This is a genomic window from Variovorax dokdonensis (assembly GCF_030316895.1).
Taxonomy (GTDB): domain Bacteria; phylum Pseudomonadota; class Gammaproteobacteria; order Burkholderiales; family Burkholderiaceae_C; genus Variovorax; species Variovorax dokdonensis.
The window spans coordinates 40,414-56,285 of sequence record NZ_JASZYV010000005.1 but is presented as its reverse complement, the minus strand read 5'-3'; the positions used below and the strand labels follow the sequence as shown (position 1 = coordinate 56,285).

The 15,872-nt window shown below is 63.9% G+C and carries 19 protein-coding genes; 9 read left to right on the top strand and 10 right to left on the bottom strand.

The genetic code is table 11. The annotated features are described in order from the left end of the window. Nucleotides 1-3 precede the first annotated feature (3 nt). From QTH91_RS20615 to QTH91_RS20600, 4 genes are read left to right on the top strand one after another with little or no spacing between them, the layout of a single operon-like run. Nucleotides 4-534 (top strand): VOC family protein, encoded by a 531-nt coding sequence (locus tag QTH91_RS20615; RefSeq protein ID WP_286662024.1) that lies wholly within the window; start codon nucleotides 4-6, stop codon nucleotides 532-534. Further along, nucleotides 521-1,504: an ABC transporter substrate-binding protein gene (locus QTH91_RS20610; RefSeq protein WP_286662023.1), complete on the top strand. Its 984-nt coding sequence runs from the start codon at nucleotides 521-523 to the stop codon at nucleotides 1,502-1,504. The genes QTH91_RS20615 and QTH91_RS20610 overlap by 14 nt, the downstream gene beginning before the upstream one ends. 8 nt (nucleotides 1,505-1,512) lie before the next feature. After that, nucleotides 1,513-2,358 (top strand): ABC transporter ATP-binding protein, encoded by an 846-nt coding sequence (locus QTH91_RS20605; protein ID WP_286662022.1) that lies wholly within the window; start codon nucleotides 1,513-1,515, stop codon nucleotides 2,356-2,358. Then, complete coding sequence (locus QTH91_RS20600; protein ID WP_286662021.1) at nucleotides 2,355-3,116, top strand: ABC transporter permease; 762 nt, start codon at nucleotides 2,355-2,357, stop codon at nucleotides 3,114-3,116. The genes QTH91_RS20605 and QTH91_RS20600 overlap by 4 nt, the downstream gene beginning before the upstream one ends. Before the next feature lie 43 nt (nucleotides 3,117-3,159). Here the strand turns inward: QTH91_RS20600 and QTH91_RS20595 are convergent, their stop codons facing one another. The 10 genes from QTH91_RS20595 to QTH91_RS20550 all read right to left on the bottom strand — a co-directional run bounded on the left by QTH91_RS20595 (nucleotide 3,160) and on the right by QTH91_RS20550 (nucleotide 11,122). After that, the gene (locus tag QTH91_RS20595) at nucleotides 3,160-3,705 is read right to left on the bottom strand and encodes a DUF3617 domain-containing protein (protein ID WP_286662020.1); all 546 of its coding nucleotides are present in this window, start codon (nucleotides 3,703-3,705) and stop codon (nucleotides 3,160-3,162) included. Between the two features lie 173 nt (nucleotides 3,706-3,878). After that, nucleotides 3,879-4,298, bottom strand: a complete 420-nt coding sequence (locus tag QTH91_RS20590) for a F0F1 ATP synthase subunit epsilon (RefSeq protein WP_286662019.1) — start codon at nucleotides 4,296-4,298, stop codon at nucleotides 3,879-3,881. A gap of 12 nt (nucleotides 4,299-4,310) precedes the next feature. Further along, complete coding sequence (gene atpD, locus QTH91_RS20585; RefSeq protein ID WP_286662018.1) at nucleotides 4,311-5,726, bottom strand: F0F1 ATP synthase subunit beta; 1,416 nt, start codon at nucleotides 5,724-5,726, stop codon at nucleotides 4,311-4,313. A 57-nt stretch (nucleotides 5,727-5,783) separates the two neighbouring features. Beyond that, nucleotides 5,784-6,659 carry a F0F1 ATP synthase subunit gamma gene (gene atpG / locus QTH91_RS20580; protein WP_286662017.1) on the bottom strand — a complete coding sequence of 292 codons (876 nt, stop codon included), beginning with the start codon at nucleotides 6,657-6,659 and terminating at the stop codon, nucleotides 5,784-5,786. A 24-nt stretch (nucleotides 6,660-6,683) separates the two neighbouring features. After that, on the bottom strand, nucleotides 6,684-8,237 hold the full coding sequence (atpA, locus tag QTH91_RS20575) for a F0F1 ATP synthase subunit alpha (RefSeq protein ID WP_286662016.1): 1,554 nt from the start codon (nucleotides 8,235-8,237) through the stop codon (nucleotides 6,684-6,686). Nucleotides 8,238-8,276: 39 nt separating this feature from the next. Continuing rightward, complete coding sequence (locus QTH91_RS20570) at nucleotides 8,277-8,807, bottom strand: F0F1 ATP synthase subunit delta (protein ID WP_286662015.1); 531 nt, start codon at nucleotides 8,805-8,807, stop codon at nucleotides 8,277-8,279. Nucleotides 8,808-8,833: 26 nt separating this feature from the next. After that, nucleotides 8,834-9,304, bottom strand: coding sequence for a F0F1 ATP synthase subunit B (locus tag QTH91_RS20565; RefSeq protein WP_286662014.1), 471 nt, complete (start codon nucleotides 9,302-9,304; stop codon nucleotides 8,834-8,836). Between the two features lie 83 nt (nucleotides 9,305-9,387). Beyond that, nucleotides 9,388-9,651, bottom strand: a complete 264-nt coding sequence (atpE, locus tag QTH91_RS20560; RefSeq protein WP_165402373.1) for a F0F1 ATP synthase subunit C — start codon at nucleotides 9,649-9,651, stop codon at nucleotides 9,388-9,390. 51 nt (nucleotides 9,652-9,702) lie between these two features. After that, nucleotides 9,703-10,572 carry a F0F1 ATP synthase subunit A gene (gene atpB, locus QTH91_RS20555; RefSeq protein ID WP_286662013.1) on the bottom strand — a complete coding sequence of 290 codons (870 nt, stop codon included), beginning with the start codon at nucleotides 10,570-10,572 and terminating at the stop codon, nucleotides 9,703-9,705. A gap of 19 nt (nucleotides 10,573-10,591) precedes the next feature. Beyond that, nucleotides 10,592-11,122 (bottom strand): ATP synthase subunit I, encoded by a 531-nt coding sequence (locus QTH91_RS20550; RefSeq protein ID WP_286662012.1) that lies wholly within the window; start codon nucleotides 11,120-11,122, stop codon nucleotides 10,592-10,594. A gap of 155 nt (nucleotides 11,123-11,277) precedes the next feature. On the opposite strand from QTH91_RS20550, the gene QTH91_RS20545 reads away from it, so the two are divergent. The 5 genes from QTH91_RS20545 to QTH91_RS20525 all read left to right on the top strand — a co-directional run bounded on the left by QTH91_RS20545 (nucleotide 11,278) and on the right by QTH91_RS20525 (nucleotide 15,853). Further along, nucleotides 11,278-11,577, top strand: coding sequence for a YbeD family protein (locus QTH91_RS20545; protein ID WP_286662011.1), 300 nt, complete (start codon nucleotides 11,278-11,280; stop codon nucleotides 11,575-11,577). A 2-nt stretch (nucleotides 11,578-11,579) separates the two neighbouring features. Then, complete coding sequence (lipB, locus tag QTH91_RS20540) at nucleotides 11,580-12,275, top strand: lipoyl(octanoyl) transferase LipB (protein ID WP_286662010.1); 696 nt, start codon at nucleotides 11,580-11,582, stop codon at nucleotides 12,273-12,275. An 85-nt stretch (nucleotides 12,276-12,360) separates the two neighbouring features. Then, nucleotides 12,361-13,341 (top strand): lipoyl synthase, encoded by a 981-nt coding sequence (gene lipA, locus QTH91_RS20535; RefSeq protein ID WP_286662009.1) that lies wholly within the window; start codon nucleotides 12,361-12,363, stop codon nucleotides 13,339-13,341. A 74-nt stretch (nucleotides 13,342-13,415) separates the two neighbouring features. Continuing rightward, nucleotides 13,416-14,975, top strand: coding sequence for a class I adenylate-forming enzyme family protein (locus tag QTH91_RS20530; RefSeq protein WP_286662008.1), 1,560 nt, complete (start codon nucleotides 13,416-13,418; stop codon nucleotides 14,973-14,975). Next, nucleotides 14,972-15,853 (top strand): DMT family transporter, encoded by an 882-nt coding sequence (locus QTH91_RS20525; RefSeq protein ID WP_286662007.1) that lies wholly within the window; start codon nucleotides 14,972-14,974, stop codon nucleotides 15,851-15,853. Before QTH91_RS20530 ends, QTH91_RS20525 begins: the two co-directional genes overlap by 4 nt. Nucleotides 15,854-15,872 lie beyond the last annotated feature (19 nt).

Here is a 15,872-nt window from a genome sequence, read left to right as displayed (position 1 = left end):
GACATGGACAACGCCATCATTCACGGCCTGTTCCATCTGGCCATCAAAACCGCCGACCTGGACCGCACGCGCGCCTTCTGGTGCGGCGTGATCGGCCTGCGTGAAGTGGCCCGGCCCGACTTCGGCTATCCCGGTGCCTGGCTCGCCTGCGGGCAGCCCGGAGGGCAGGCGATCATCCACGTCTATGCCGGCGGGCCCGCTCTGGGTGGCGCTGCCTCGGTGCCCACGGGCAGCGCTGCCATCGACCACGTCTCGCTGTCATGCACCGGCTACCAGGCCTACTTGGCACGCTTTCGCGACGCCGGACTGGACTGGCGCGAGTTCGTCGTGCCGGGCACCAGCCTCTGGCAACTGTTCGTCTACGACCCCAGCGGCGTTCAGCTCGAGTTGACCTTCGAGGGCTCGCAGGAAATCGGCATGGCGCCCGACCTCGGCCCTTCTCGCATCTACCGCGCGGGCGAGTCTTTCTTCGATCCCGACCGCTATCCCCCACTGAAACTGAAACCCGGAGCCCCCGACCATGCGACGCACTGACTTCCTTCGCCTTGCCATCCGCGCCACCGCTGCCCTGGCGCTGGCATTGCCCTTCGCCGCGGCCCATGCGGCGGACAAGATCAAGTTCGGCGTGTTCCCGTCGAGTGCCGCCCTGCCCTTCTACATCGCCCAGAACCGCGGCTGGTTCAAGGAAGCCGGACTCGAAGTGGAAGAGGTGCCGATGACCAGCCACCCACTGACGGTGCAGGCGATCGTGGCCGGCAGCATCGACGGCGCCGCCAACCTGGTGACGCTGGAAGGCGCCAACATGGAAGCGCGCCGTCGCGGCACGCTCAAGTACATCTCGCTCAACGGGCAGAACAGCCAGCACGTGATCGAGCAATTCGTGGTCAAGGCCAGCAGCCCGGCCAAGTCGCTGAAGGACTTCAAGGGCGGCTTCAAGCTGTTCTCCGCGCCCGGCCCGGCCAACATCGGCGCGGCGCGTGCGGTGCTCAGGAAGGTGGGCCTGGTCGAGAACAAGGACTTCACCATCCAGGAGCAGCAGATCGGCGTGCACCTCGGCGCCCTGCAGTCTGGCAACTTCGACGGCGGCTACACGCTGGAGCCCGCCGCCACGATCATGGTCGCGCAAAACATCGGCCGCCGCGTGGAAACCGGCGTGATCGCCACCTACCTCTTGGGCCGCAAGGACGCGTCGGCATTTGCGGCCGGCGCGGTCCTGTCGGACAAGTTCATCGCCGAGCGGCCCGACGTGGCCAAGCGCTTCGCGGCCGTCTGGGCCCGTGGCGTCAAGGCCGCCCAGACCGATTCGAGCACCCGCGGCTACCTGGTGCAGGGCATGAAGGTGCCGCCCGAGCTGGCCGCCACCGTGCCGCTGCCGCGCATCGTGCCGGTGAGCGAGCTGTCGGCGGCCGACGTGGCCGATTTCCAGAAGTTCCTGGACATCGGCACGGAGCTGGGCGTGATCAAGGAACAGATCGACGGCAAGTCGGTGGTCAAGGCAATGTGATGCGACACATGGCTTCCGATTCTTCTCAGGCCAGCGGCGGCGGTCGGGTTGCCGGCAAGGCTGGCGGCGCCACCGATGGCGTGCAGCGCTGGTTTGCGCCAGGCACGCACATCACGATCCGCGGGCTTTCCAAGCGCTTCGGCGATGCCCAGGTCTACGACAACTTCGACCTGGACATCCCGCACGGCAAGGTCACTTCGGTCTTCGGTCCGAACGGCTGCGGCAAGAGCACGCTGATCAACATGATCGCGGGCATCCTGCCCTTCGACAGCGGCGAGATCCTGTTCGAGGGCAAGACGGCGCGCGAAACGCGCATCGGCTACGTGTTCCAGAACTACCGGGAGGCGGTCTTCCCGTGGATGAAGGCGATCGACAACATCCGCTATCCGCTGCAGTACCTGGGCCTGGACAAAGGCGAGCGCGAGGCGCGCATGGATCGCCTGATGGAGGCCTTCGACGTCAAGCTCGACCTGTCGCGCTATCCCTACCAGATGTCCGGCGGCCAGCAGCAACTGGTCTCCATCATGCGGGCGCTGGTGGTGGAGCCCGAGGTGCTCTTTCTGGACGAGCCCTTTTCCGCGCTGGATTACGAGATGGTGATGTTCCTTCGCGATCGTTTGCAGAAGGTGCTGGTCGAGCGCGGCGTGACCACGCTGCTGGTGTCGCACGACCTCGACGAAGCCGTGTTGCTGGCCGACCACGTGCTGCTGCTGACCAAGCGGCCGACGCGGGTGGCCGACAACCTTCGCTTCGACGCTCCGCGCCCGCGCACCGCGGCGACCACGGTCACGCCGGAGTTCATCGAGTTGAAGTCCGAGGCGCTGGAGATCTTTCAACGCGAGGTGCGGCGATGAAGACCAATCTGTCTGCCCGTTTGCGGCCGTTGTGGGGCATGGCGGCGCTGGTGGCCCTGTGGGCCGGTGTGCACGCGACCAAGGCGATCGACCCCGTGCTGCTGCCATCCCCCCTGGAGGCGCTGCAGGCGTTCTGGAACGGCCTGGCCAGTGGTTCGCTCTGGGGCGACTTCGAAAAGACCATCGTTCGCACGGTGCTCTCGTTCCTCATTGCGCTGGCGGTGGCCGTGCCCTTGGGCGTCATCCTCGGGGCCAACGAGAAGATCTACGAGGGCATCGAGTTCGCGATCGACTTCTTCCGGTCGACGCCAGCGTCGGCGATGTTCCCGCTCTTCCTCGTGCTGTTCGGTGTGGGCGAGCGCACCAAGATCGCGGTGGCCGCATTCGGCGCCGCCCTGGCGATCCTGTTCAACGTGGCCTACGGCGTGATGAGCGCCCGCAAGCAACGGCAACTGGCGGCGCGGGTGATGGGCGCCCCCCGTTGGCGCGTGCTGACGGACGTGACGCTGCTGGAGTCGATGCCGCAGGTCTTCGTCGGGATGCGGTCGGGTGTGTCCATTGCACTGGTGATCGTGATCGTTGCCGAGATGTTCATCGGCTCCACCGATGGCCTGGGACAGCGCATCATGAATGCCCAGACGATCTTCGACATGCCGGACATGTACGCGTCGATCTTTGCGGCGGGCCTGCTGGGCTATGTGATGAACCTGGTGTTCCTGATGGCCGAGCGGCGCTTCGTGCACTGGGGCGGCAAGTAGCCGGTCCCCTGCGGGCCGGCGCGGCGCCGCGCGCGGATGCAGGCTACTGGCGCGGCATGCCTGGCGCGCCAGGCATCCGGCCGGCCTGCATGTCCTGGACGTTGATCTTCATGCCGCCGGGCATGATCATGTCGCCCGGCTTCTGGTCGGCCTTGCAAGGGCCCGACCACTTGGCGTGAATCACGGCCTTGCCTTCGGCGCGGCCACGCAAGGGGGGGCTGTAGGTGGTCTGCGTCTCCATCCGATAGTCGGTGCCGAAGTCCCCGCTGATCTCGGCATGGCTGGTGGCCGTCGTCTTGCCCATCTGGCAGACCGAGTCGATCACGATCTTGGCGCCTTCCTTGCGAACATCCTTCTTCGTGCATTTGGCATCGCCGCGCTGCTCGCCCATTTCGCGCAGCATCGCGTCCGTCCGGGCGTCGATGCATTGCTGAACGACATGCTCCCTGCCGCGAGCGCCTTCGATGCTCATCTCCCAAAGGCCCGGTTTTCGCGGCGGGTAGTCCATGGCGGACGCTGTGTGCCAAGCGCCTAGGCAAAGCATCGCCAGCGCGGCGAGACGAAAGGCGGCAGCTTCTCGTTGAGACATGGCCGGGCTCTCCAAGGATGACCGTGTGACGGTGCGCTCTTTGTACTGACCACAAGGCGCCAAGCCAATAGTTCGATCGGCCTAGCGTCACGCGCAAGGCGGGCGCACAAAGAAAAAGCCGCCCAGGGGCGGCTTGCTCTTTGCGGCTGGCGGCCCGTGGGGCCGCATCTGCCTTACCTCTTGGGACGGAACTTGCGCAGTGCGGCAATCTGTGCAGCCATCACGGCCAGTTCGGATTGCGCCATCGCGATGTCAATGTCGCTCTTGGCATTGCGCAACGCCTCTTCCGCCGCTGCCTTGGCCTGCTTCGCCTTTTCCTCGTCCAGATCCTTGCCGCGGATGGCGGTGTCGGACAGGACGGTGACGGTGTCGGGCTGCACCTCGAGGATGCCGCCTGCCACGAAGACGAACTCCTCGCTGCCGTCGGTCCTCTCGATGCGCACGGCACCGGGGCGGATGCGGGTGATCAGCGGAGTGTGGCGGGGATAGATGCCGAGCTCGCCGGCTTCACCCGGCAGCGCGACGAACTTGGCCTCGCCGGAGAAGATCGACTCCTCCGCGCTGACCACGTCCACATGAATGGTGCCTGCCATGGTGATTCCTTCTTAAGCGACCTTCTTGGCCTTCTCGAAAGCCTCGTCGATGGTGCCGACCATGTAGAAGGCCTGCTCAGGCAGGTGGTCGCACTCGCCAGCAACGATCATCTTGAAGCCGCGGATCGTCTCGGCCAGCGGCACGTACTTGCCAGGCGAGCCGGTGAACACTTCGGCAACGTGGAACGGCTGCGACAGGAAACGCTGGATCTTCCGGGCGCGAGCCACGGCCAGCTTGTCTTCCGGCGCCAGTTCGTCCATGCCCAGAATGGCGATGATGTCGCGCAATTCCTTGTAGCGCTGCAGCGTGCCTTGGACGGAGCGGGCGACACCGTAGTGCTCTTCGCCGACCACGTGGGGGTCGAGCTGGCGCGAGGTCGAATCCAGCGGATCCACGGCAGGGTAGATACCCAGCGAAGCGATGTCACGCGACAGCACCACGGTCGAATCCAAGTGGGCGAAGGTGGTGGCAGGCGACGGGTCGGTCAAGTCATCGGCAGGCACGTACACGGCCTGGATGGAAGTGATCGAGCCCACCTTGGTCGAGGTGATCCGCTCTTGCAGGCGACCCATTTCCTCGGCCAGCGTTGGCTGGTAGCCCACGGCGGAAGGCATACGACCCAGCAGAGCGGACACTTCGGTGCCGGCCAGGGTGTAGCGGTAGATGTTGTCCACGAAGAACAGCACGTCACGGCCTTCGTCGCGGAACGACTCGGCAATGGTCAGGCCGGTCAGTGCCACGCGCAGGCGGTTGCCCGGCGGCTCGTTCATCTGGCCGTAGACCATGGCTACCTTGGACTCGGACAGGTTCTCCTGAACGACGACCTTGGAGTCCGACATTTCGTGATAGAAGTCGTTGCCCTCGCGGGTACGCTCGCCCACACCAGCGAACACCGACAGACCCGAGTGAGCCTTGGCGATGTTGTTGATGAGTTCCATCATGTTCACGGTCTTGCCCACGCCGGCGCCGCCGAACAGGCCCACCTTGCCGCCCTTGGCGAACGGGCAGACCAGGTCGATCACCTTGATGCCGGTTTCCAGCAGTTCGGTGGAAGGCGACAGCTCGTCATAGGCTGGCGGCTTGCGGTGGATGGAAGCGGTGAGTTCCTGGCTCACGGGGCCGCGCTCGTCGATGGGGTTGCCCAGCACGTCCATGATGCGGCCGAGGGTTGCCTTGCCGACCGGCACGGTGATGGGTGCTCCGGTGTTGGCCACGGTCAGACCGCGGCGCAGGCCGTCGGACGAACCCAGCGCGATGGTACGCACCACGCCGTCGCCCAGCTGCTGCTGGACTTCCAGCGTCAGGCCACCGCCCTGGAACTTCAAGGCGTCGTACACCTTGGGCATCTGGTCGCGCGGGAACTCCACGTCCACCACGGCGCCGATGACCTGCACGATCTTGCCTTCAACTGCGTTTTGTTGAGCCATGTTCTGCTCCGATAAGTATTTGATTCTGTAAGAGGACGGTCGCCTTGGACGTGACCGTCACTCCCCGGTGGCCGCGGCGGCGCCCGCCACGATTTCCGACAATTCGGTCGTGATGCCTGCCTGACGGGTCTTGTTGTAGACCAGCTTCAGCTCGTTGATCACGTTGCCCGCGTTGTCGGTAGCAGCCTTCATGGCCACCATGCGCGCGGAATGCTCGGACGCCATGTTCTCGGCCACCGATTGGTACACCAGCGACTCGACGTAGCGAACCAGAAGTTCGTCGATCACGCTTTGCGCATCCGGCTCGTAGATGTAGTCCCACGAATGGTGACCCTTCTCTACCTTGAGCGCGTCTGCCGCCAGGGGAAGCAACTGCTCCACCACCGGCTCCTGCTTGATCGTGTTGACGAACTTCGTGTAGCACACGTGCACGGCCGAAAGCTTGCCGTCCGCGTAAGCGTCCAGGAGCGTCTTGACCGGGCCGATGAGCTTGTCGAGATGCGGCGTGTCGCCCAGCTGGGTGACGTGTGCCACCACGCGGGCGCCAACCCGGTTGAGAAAACCAAGGCCCTTGCTGCCGATCGCGACGGTCTCGACCGCAACGCCGGCGCTCTGCGCCTCGCGCATCTTGGCCGTCAGGGCACGCAGAACGTTGGTGTTCAAGCCACCAGCCAAACCCTTGTCGCTCGTCACCACGATGAAGCCGACGGCCTTGGCCTCGTTCGTCTTCATGAAGGCGTGCGTGTACTCGGGGTTTGCCTGGCCCAGGTTTGCCGCAATGGCGCGGATCCGCTCGCTGTACGGGCGGGCCGCACGCATGCGGTCCTGCGCCTTGCGCATCTTGGAGACCGAGACCATCTCCATGGCCTTGGTGATCTTCTTGGTGTTCTCCACCGATTTGATCTTGCCGCGAATTTCCTTGCCAGCTGCCATAGAGACTCCTTGCCCGCTGGCGGTTTAGGCGAACGACTTCTTGAACGCCGTGATCGCAGCCAGCAGCTCGGCTTCCGCGTCCTTGTCCAGGGCCTTGGCCTGGTCGATCTTCTCGATCAGAGCGCCGTGGCTGGTCTTCAGGAACTGGTGCAGGCCGTGCTCGAAGGGCAGCACTTGCTTGACTTCCAGGTCATCCATGAAGCCCTTGTTCACCGCGAACAGAGAAGAGGCCATCAGCGAGATGGGCAGCGGGCTGTACTGGGCCTGCTTGAGCAGTTCGGTCACGCGGGCACCGCGGTCGAGCTGCTTGCGGGTGGCTTCATCCAGGTCGGAAGCGAACTGCGCGAATGCAGCCAGCTCACGGTACTGCGCCAGGTCAGTACGGATACCGCCCGACAAGCCCTTGATGACCTTGGTCTGCGCCGACGAACCCACGCGCGACACCGAGATACCGGCGTTGATGGCGGGGCGGATGCCGGCGTTGAACAGGTTGGTTTCCAGGAAGATCTGGCCGTCGGTGATCGAGATCACGTTGGTCGGAACGAAGGCGGACACGTCGCCGGCTTGCGTTTCGATGATCGGCAGTGCCGTCAGCGAACCGGTCTTGCCCTTGACTTCACCCTTGGTGAAGGCTTCGACGTAGTCGGCGTTCACGCGGGCAGCGCGCTCGAGCAGACGGCTGTGTAGGTAGAACACGTCGCCCGGATAGGCTTCGCGACCTGGCGGACGGCGCAGCAGCAGCGAGACCTGGCGGTAGGCAACAGCCTGCTTCGACAGATCGTCATAGATGATCAGGGCGTCTTGGCCGCGGTCGCGGAAGTACTCGCCCATCGTGCAGCCGGAGTAGGCCGACACATACTGCATGGCGGCGGAATCGGAAGCAGCAGCGGCCACGACGATGGTGTATTCCATCGCGCCGGCTTGCTCCAGGGCTCGCACCACGTTCTTGATCGACGACGCCTTCTGGCCGATGGCGACGTAGACGCAGGTCATGTTCTGACCCTTCTGGTTGATGATCGTGTCGATCGCCACGGCGGTCTTGCCGGTCTGGCGGTCACCGATGATCAGTTCGCGCTGGCCGCGGCCAACGGGCACCATCGAGTCGATGGACTTCAGGCCCGTTTGCATCGGCTGGTCCACGCTCTGACGCGCGATCACGCCTGGAGCAACCTTCTCGATCACGTCGGTCATCTTGGCGTTGATCGGGCCCTTGCCGTCGATGGGCTGACCCAGCGCGTTCACGACGCGCCCGATCAGCTCGGGGCCGACTGGCACTTCCAGAATGCGGCCGGTGCACTTGACCGTGTCGCCTTCGGAGATGTGCTCATACTCACCCAGAATCACGGCGCCGACGGAGTCGCGCTCGAGGTTGAGTGCCAGGCCGAAGGTGGCCGTGCCATCCGCGGTGGGAGGGAACTCCAGCATTTCGCCTTGCATGGCGTCCGACAGGCCGTGCACGCGCACGATACCGTCGGTCACCGACACCACGGTGCCTTCGTTGCGGATGTTGGCGCTGACGCCCAAGCCCTCGATGCGGCTCTTGATCAGCTCGGAAATCTCTGCGGGATTGAGTTGCATGACTCTTTCCTTTGCTTTCTTTTGAAGGTGCTGCCGGCCTCAGGCCGTCAGCGCGACTTTCATTTGTTCGAGGCGCGCCTTGACGGAGGTGTCGAGCACCTCGTCACCCACGACCACGCGGACGCCGCCGATGAGCGACGAATCCTGCTCGACCGACAGTTTGAGCTTGCGGCCGAAGCGCTTCTCCAGCGTTACACCCAACTGAGCCAGCTCGGCGTCGCCAATCGGGAAGGCGCTTTGCACCAGAGCGTCGGAGACGCCACCTTGCGCATTGGCCAGAACCCGGAATTGGCGAGCAATCTCTGACACGGCCGCGAATCGGCCGTTGTCCAGGACCGTGGCAAGGAAGTTGGTCGCCGTCGGAGGAAGCGGCATGCCCGCCGCGCCGGAGATCACGCCCATCACCTGTTCGGCCGTGACCTTCGGGTTGTCGGCAAGCTCCTTGAGCTGCGGGTCGGCGGCGATCGCCGCGACGCGATCGAGCCAGGCGGCCGTGCCGTTCAGGTCCGACCGGGACGCATCGAACAACGCTTCCGCGTATGGGCGCGCAATGGTGGCGATTTCTGCCATGGGGATCCTTCTGCCTCGGGGACTTCTTACAGCTCAGTCTGCAGGCGGGAAAGCAGGTCGGCGTGGACGCCGGCGTTGACTTCCTTGCGCAGGATCTGCTCCGCACCCTTGACGGCCAAGGCAGCCACTTGCTCGCGCAGCACTTCGCGGGCCTTCACGGCCTGTTGCTCGGCTTCGGCACGTGCGGCGGCAATGATCTTGTTGCCCTCTTCCGTGGCGCGATTCTTGGCGTCCTCGATGATCGACTGCGCATGGCGCTCGGCGTCGGCCAGGCGTTGCGCGGAGTCGTTGCGCGCCTGGCTCAGTTCAGCCTCGACGCGCTGGTTGGCAGCGCTCAGATCAGCCTTCGCCTTGTCGGCCGCAGCCAGACCATCGGCGATTTTCTGCGCGCGCTGGTCCAGCGCCTGCGCGATCGGCGGCCAGACGAACTTCATCGTGAACCAGACCAGGATCAGGAACACGATCATCTGAACGATCAGGGTACCGGTAATGCTCACTTTTCACCCTCTCTTTGGGAATGGATCCGAAGATGCTGTTCCCGAAGGTTTGACACAGGTCGACAGCGGAAAAGGCCGGCCGATTACTTGGCGACGGCAGCGATCTGCGCCAGGAACGGGTTGGCGGTGGCGAACCACAGGGCCACACCGGTACCGATGATGAACGATGCGTCGATCAGGCCGACCAGCAGGAACATCTTGGTTTGCAGTTCACCCATCAGCTCGGGCTGGCGTGCTGCCGACTCAAGGTACTTGCTGCCCATGATGCCGATGCCGACGCAAGCGCCGAAAGCGCCGAGACCGATGATCAGGCCGGCGGCCAGGGCAACAAAGCTGATAACTTCCATGATGACTCCTAAGGGACTTTGGTTGACGAGAAAGGAAAAACGAAAAACTGATCAGTGCGCGTCGTGAGCTTGGCCGATGTACACCAGCGTCAGCATCATGAACACGAAGGCCTGCAGCGTGATGATCAGGATGTGGAAGATCGACCACACGGTACCGGCAATGATGTGGCCGATGGCCAGCATGATGCCCGTGCCGGAAAGCGACCAGGCACCACCCATCAATGCGATGAGCAGGAAGATGAGTTCACCGGCATACATGTTGCCGAACAGTCGCATGCCGTGCGAGATCGTCTTGGCAACGAACTCGATGATCTGCATCGCGAAATTGAAGGGGTAGAGCGCCCAGTGATTGCCGAAAGGCGCGGTGAACAACTCATGGATCCAGCCGCCCAGGCCCTTGATCTTGACGTTGTAGTACAGGCAGATCAGCAGGACGGAAACCGACAGGCCCATCGTGACGGAAAGGTCGGCGGTCGGCACGACGCGCAGGTAGGCATGCTCCGGATCGTGACCGGCCAGACCGTAGATCTTGGCCCACAGGAAAGGCAGCAGATCGACGGGCAGCAGATCCATCGCATTGAGCATGAAGATCCAGACGAAGACCGTCAGCGCGAGCGGGGCCACCAACTTGCGGCTTGTGGCGCTGTGGACGATGCCCTTGGCTTGCTGGTCGACCATCTCGACCAGCACCTCGACCGCCGCCTGGAAGCGCCCGGGAACGCCCGAAGTCGCCTTGCGGGCACCGAGCCAAAGCAGCCAGCACCCGATCACGCCCAGGGCGATCGAAAAGAAGATGGAGTCGAAATTGAAGACAGTGAAGTCGGCGATGCTCGAAGGCTTGGCGGTCTGGTAATGCGTCAAGTGGTGAATGATGTATTCACCCGCGCTTTGCCCTTGTTCTGCAGCGTTTTCAGCAGCCATCTTTCACTCGTTCCAAAAGTTACCCGCGTTGCTTGCGCCCGGGAGCCAAAATGACCGCCAGCCAGTACGCCTGCATCGCAACCACCAAGCCCACCAGCATCGCCGGCCAGCTCAGCGCCGTGACCAGCCTTGGAGCAGCGAACAACATCGCCACCGTCAAGGCCAACTTGACCATTTCCCACACAAAGAATCCGAGCATCGCCGTGCTTGGATTCAAGGACGCCAGGCGCCCAGTCAGTCCGCGAGCAAAAACGGCCGCGGGGATGACCACCGACAGCGCGCCATAACCGGCCGACCAACCTATGTTCTTTTGTCCCGTCAGGCCCCAGGCGGCCAAAGCCACCAGAATGCCCACAATGATTTGTCCCACGATCACCCGCCAGGGCGAGACCTGTGGGCTGCGTTTGCGCAACTCGCGCGCCTCCTCGGCGCTCAGTCGCTTGAAACCTGCGTCAGGATCCGGCCGGTCTTGCCAGTCTTCCCACTCCTTCTCCGGAATGGGCTTGGGCAGAACCTTGGTCTCCTTGGCGTCCGGGGCATTTCTTGTCATTGGAGTTGTGCCCGCGTTCGTGCCTGCAAAATTTCACAAAGCCATTGATTATAGGTACAAACCCATGACGCCAAGAATGATGATGATCAAGCGTGCTTGGAATGTCGTTTTGCGTCCCCATCTGCCATCGTTTGACTGACGCGAGAACCTCCATCATGAGCACCACCACACCCCCCGGCGCCGACGGCGATCCGCGCAAGGATTCGCTCATCGAATACCCCTCCAAGTTTCCCATCAAGGTGATGGGCGCGAACGTGGAGGGCTTCGTGACTGCCGTGACCCACATCGCCCGCCAGTACGACCCGGAGTTCGATGCCGCCAGCGTCGAGTTGCGCGACAGCAAGGCCGGCAACTATCTGGGCGTGACTGTGACCGTCACTGCGACAAGCCGCGAGCAGCTCGACGATCTTTACCGCGCACTGTCCTCTCATCCGATGGTGAAGGTCGTGCTCTGACCATGATCGCCGAGGCCAGCCCTGGCGCCGTGCAAGTCCGACGACTCGACCGCGTCGACTATCAAGCGACGTGGAGCGCCATGCGCACGTTCACGCTTGGCCGCGGCGCCGACGAGCCCGACCAGATATGGCTCTGCGAACATGCCCCGGTGTTCACCCAAGGTCTGGCCGGGAAGGCCGGGCACCTTCTTGCCCCAGGCGATATTCCCGTCGTCCAGACCGACCGCGGCGGCCAGGTGACCTACCATGGACCCGGGCAAGTGGTGGCGTACCCGCTCATCGACCTGCGACGCGCCGGCTATTTCGTCAAGGAGTACGTCTACCGCATCGAGGAATCGGTGATCCGTACGCTGGACCATTTCGGCGTGACCGGCCACCGCGTCGCAGGCGCACCCGGCATTTACGTGCGCCTGGAAGATCCTTTCTCTCATGCGGCGCTGGCTGGCCCGGCCCGTCCGGACGACCCGTTCCAGGGTCTTGGCAAGATTGCCGCGCTGGGCATCAAGGTCAGCCGCCACTGCACTTACCACGGCGTCGCGCTCAACGTGGCGATGGACCTTGAACCCTTCGGCCGGATCAACCCTTGCGGTTACAGCGGGCTGAAAACGGTCGACCTTTCTACAATCGGGGTTCGGGTTGACCCGGAGGAGGCAGCGCTGGTCATGTGCCGCAAGCTGCTGGCCTACCTGGCACCGTGAATCCCCTCACCAGCCCGAGTCCGGCTGCTTGCAGCCTGTTTGAAGGAAGCTCGCAGCGCACTGCGAAGCACGAAGGCCATTCATCATGAGCACGTCCGAAGTCGTCCGCGAAGCGCAAAGCGCCGAAAGCTACAACCCGCTGGCCAAGCAGAAGGCCGCGGCCAAGCTGTCGCGCATTCCGATCAAGGTCGAGCAAGGAGAAGTGCTCAAGAAGCCCGAATGGATCCGCGTGCGGGCGGGCAGCCCCACCACCCGCTTCTACGAGATCAAGAAGATCCTGCGCGAGAGCAACCTGCACACCGTGTGCGAGGAAGCGTCTTGCCCGAACATCGGCGAATGCTTCGGCAAGGGCACTGCGACCTTCATGATCATGGGTGACAAGTGCACGCGGCGCTGCCCGTTCTGCGACGTGGGGCACGGCCGCCCTGATCCCCTGGACAAGGATGAACCGCTCAACCTGGCTCGTACCATTGCGGCGCTGCGACTGAAGTACGTGGTCATCACCAGCGTGGACCGCGACGATCTGCGCGACGGTGGCAGCGGACACTTCGTCGATTGCATCCGCCATGTGCGCGAGCTGTCGCCGACCACGCAGATCGAGATCCTCGTGCCCGATTTCCGGGGCCGCGACGATCGCGCGCTCGAGATCCTCAAGGCCGCTCCGCCGGATGTGATGAACCACAACCTCGAGACCATCCCGCGCCTGTACAAGGAAGCGCGGCCAGGTTCGGACTACCAGTTCAGCCTGAACCTGCTCAAGAAGTTCAAGGCCCTGCATCCGAACGTGCCCACGAAGAGCGGCATCATGGTCGGCCTTGGCGAGACGGACGAAGAGATCCTGCAGGTCATGCGCGAGATGCGCGCCCACGACATCGACATGCTGACCATCGGCCAATATCTGGCACCCAGCAACAGCCATCTGCCGGTGCGCCGCTACGTTCATCCGGACACGTTCAAGATGTTCGAGGAAGAGGCCTACAAGATGGGCTTCTCGCACGCAGCAGTGGGCGCGATGGTGCGATCGAGCTATCACGCCGACGAGCAGGCGCACGCCGCAGGCGTCTGACCTGCACTCGGCGCACGCTGGGGCGTGCGATATATTCAAATGCGGCATCTGTATTGATAGGGAGGCTTGCCGCAATGACCGATTCCGCTTCGCAACTCATCGCGCAAGACTTTGGCCTTGTGGCCGATCTGGTGAAGCTGCACGCCCGCCAACGCCCCGATGCGCTGGCATTCCGCGACGAACAGCAAAGCTTGACCTGGGCCGAACTCGATCGCCGCATGGATCAGGTCGCGTGCGGATTGCAGAAAGCCGGTCTTGTCGTTGGCGATTCCATCGCGATCTGCGCGGCATCTTCCGTCGCCTACGCCAGCGTTTTTCTGGGCGCATTGCGCGCAGGTGTGGCGGTGGCACCCCTGGCGCCCGGGTCGACGCCCGCCAGCCTCAGACGCATGGTCGAGGATGCCGGAGCACGGCTCCTGTTCACCGACGCATCAACGCGCGCCTTGTTGAGCGAAGTGCCTGGCGAGATCGCTCGCATTGGGCTGGATGGATCGACCGAAGCCGGCACCGTTGCGCTTGCCGACGGGCTGGCGCCCGAAGGCGAATGCCCGGACTCACCGCAGATCACGCCGACCACGGCGTTCAACATCATCTATTCCTCCGGCACGACCGGTGAGCCCAAAGGCGTCGTCCAGGGCCATGGCATGCGCTGGGCGCACATCAAGCGAGGCGCCAAGTATGGCTATGGCCCCGAATCGGTGACGCTGCTGTCGACGCCCCTGTACTCCAACACAACGCTGGTCGTGTTCTTCCCCACCGTGGCTTTCGGCGGCTGCGTGGTGCTCATGCCCAAGTTCGATGCCGGCCGCTATCTGCAATTGGCGCAGGACCTGCGAGTCACCCACACGATGCTGGTGCCGGTGCAATACCAGCGCCTCATGTCACATCCGCAGTTCGATCAGTTCGACCTGTCGTCCTTTCAGGCCAAGTTTTGCACCAGCGCCCCTTTCTCTGCCGCACTGAAAGCGGACGTGCTGGCACGCTGGCCTGGCGGCCTCACCGAGTTCTACGGCATGACTGAAGGTGGCGGTAGCTGCATCCTCGATGCGCACCTTCATCCGGACAAGCTGCACACAGTCGGCAAGCCCGCCGAGGGCAGCGACGTGCGGCTGATCGACGAGGCCGGTCGTGAGGTCGCGGCCGGCGAATCGGGCGAAGTGGTGGGCCATTCGGCCGGCATGATGGTGGGCTACAACAAGCAGCCCGAGAAGACACGCGAGGCCGAGTGGTTCGACGCCGCTGGCAAGCGCTTCATCCGCACCGGCGACATCGCCCGATTCGACGCCGACGGCTTTCTCAGCCTGTTCGACCGCCGCAAAGACATGATCATCAGCGGCGGCTTCAACATCTATCCGAGCGACCTGGAAAGCGTGTTGCGCGAGCATGCCGCTGTGGCAGACGCTTCGGTGGTTGGCGTGCCCAGCGCCGAATGGGGTGAAACGCCAGCCGCATTCGTGGTGCTCAAGCCAGGCGCCGCCATCGAAACCGAGGCGCTGCGGGAATGGGTCAATGCGCGAGTGGGTAAGACCCAGCGGATCACTCGACTGGTCTTCACCGACGAACTGCCGCGCAGCGCCATCGGCAAGGTGCTCAAGCGAGAGCTGCGCGATCGCTTGACCGCCGCTTCAAGTTGAGCGCGCCCTCTGCCTTGGCGAGCGCCGATGCTCGCGCCTCCACGCTCTACGCCCTAGGCGCCATCGCGCTATGGGCAACGCTGGCCTCGCTGGGCACGGCGCTGGCGCATCTGCCGCCCTTCCTGCTGACGGGTGCCTCACTGGTTGTTGGCAGCGTGCTGAGTTGGCCACTGGTACTGCGCGATCGCTCTGCCTGGAAGGTTCCTGCCCGCACGCTGGCGCTGGGTGTGTATGGCCTTTTTGGATTTCACTTCCTGCTCTTCATCGCGCTGCGTATTGCGCCGCCCGTGGAAGCCAATCTGGTGAACTACCTCTGGCCGCTGTTCATCGTGGTGCTCGCCCCATGGTTGCTGCCCGGTGTTCGCTTGCGTCCCGCACACATCCTGGCCGCCCTGCTCGGCTTTGCCGGCGCAGCGATCGCCATCCTGTCGGCGCGCGGCGGCGGCGCCATCGAGGCCGGGCAGTCGCTTTGGGGGTTTGCGCCCGCGCTGGGCTCCGCTTTCATCTGGGCGAGCTATTCACTGTGGACGAAGCGGGTGCCCCACTTTCCGACGGCTGCGATCGGCCTGTTCGGCCTCGTTTCCGGGCTTCTCTCGCTCGTCTGCCATGTGCTGGTGGAACCCAGGGTGCAGCTTGGCGGCCAAGACGCTGCGCTGCTCGTCTTGTGTGGCTTGGGCCCGCTGGGCGCGGCGTTCTACCTTTGGGACAAGGCGCTCAAGGGCGGCGACGCGAGGCAGATCGGCATCTTGAGCTACATCACGCCGCTGGCATCAACCGCCATGCTGTTGCTGGTCACGGGAAGGCCGCTTAGCGCCTCCATCGGCATCGCGGCGGCGCTGATCATCTTCGCCGCCGTGCTCGGAACCCGGGCGCGCTGACCCGAAGAAGCGCACCGGG

What these genes read in the sequence shown, in the direction of transcription:
- lipB (WP_286662010.1), top strand. Translation starts at nt 11,580, where the DNA reads ATGATCGCCGAGGCCAGCCCTGGCGCCGTGCAAGTCCGACGACTCGAC.
- atpB (WP_286662013.1), bottom strand. Translation starts at nt 10,572, where the DNA reads ATGGCTGCTGAAAACGCTGCAGAACAAGGGCAAAGCGCGGGTGAATAC.
- QTH91_RS20545 (WP_286662011.1), top strand. Translation starts at nt 11,278, where the DNA reads ATGAGCACCACCACACCCCCCGGCGCCGACGGCGATCCGCGCAAGGAT.
- atpE (WP_165402373.1), bottom strand. Translation starts at nt 9,651, where the DNA reads ATGGAAGTTATCAGCTTTGTTGCCCTGGCCGCCGGCCTGATCATCGGT.
- QTH91_RS20570 (WP_286662015.1), bottom strand. Translation starts at nt 8,807, where the DNA reads ATGGCAGAAATCGCCACCATTGCGCGCCCATACGCGGAAGCGTTGTTC.
- QTH91_RS20605 (WP_286662022.1), top strand. Translation starts at nt 1,513, where the DNA reads ATGGCTTCCGATTCTTCTCAGGCCAGCGGCGGCGGTCGGGTTGCCGGC.
- atpA (WP_286662016.1), bottom strand. Translation starts at nt 8,237, where the DNA reads ATGCAACTCAATCCCGCAGAGATTTCCGAGCTGATCAAGAGCCGCATC.
- QTH91_RS20590 (WP_286662019.1), bottom strand. Translation starts at nt 4,298, where the DNA reads ATGGCAGGCACCATTCATGTGGACGTGGTCAGCGCGGAGGAGTCGATC.
- QTH91_RS20530 (WP_286662008.1), top strand. Translation starts at nt 13,416, where the DNA reads ATGACCGATTCCGCTTCGCAACTCATCGCGCAAGACTTTGGCCTTGTG.
- lipA (WP_286662009.1), top strand. Translation starts at nt 12,361, where the DNA reads ATGAGCACGTCCGAAGTCGTCCGCGAAGCGCAAAGCGCCGAAAGCTAC.
- QTH91_RS20600 (WP_286662021.1), top strand. Translation starts at nt 2,355, where the DNA reads ATGAAGACCAATCTGTCTGCCCGTTTGCGGCCGTTGTGGGGCATGGCG.
- QTH91_RS20550 (WP_286662012.1), bottom strand. Translation starts at nt 11,122, where the DNA reads ATGACAAGAAATGCCCCGGACGCCAAGGAGACCAAGGTTCTGCCCAAG.
- atpD (WP_286662018.1), bottom strand. Translation starts at nt 5,726, where the DNA reads ATGGCTCAACAAAACGCAGTTGAAGGCAAGATCGTGCAGGTCATCGGC.
- QTH91_RS20615 (WP_286662024.1), top strand. Translation starts at nt 4, where the DNA reads ATGGACAACGCCATCATTCACGGCCTGTTCCATCTGGCCATCAAAACC.
- QTH91_RS20595 (WP_286662020.1), bottom strand. Translation starts at nt 3,705, where the DNA reads ATGTCTCAACGAGAAGCTGCCGCCTTTCGTCTCGCCGCGCTGGCGATG.
- QTH91_RS20610 (WP_286662023.1), top strand. Translation starts at nt 521, where the DNA reads ATGCGACGCACTGACTTCCTTCGCCTTGCCATCCGCGCCACCGCTGCC.
- atpG (WP_286662017.1), bottom strand. Translation starts at nt 6,659, where the DNA reads ATGGCAGCTGGCAAGGAAATTCGCGGCAAGATCAAATCGGTGGAGAAC.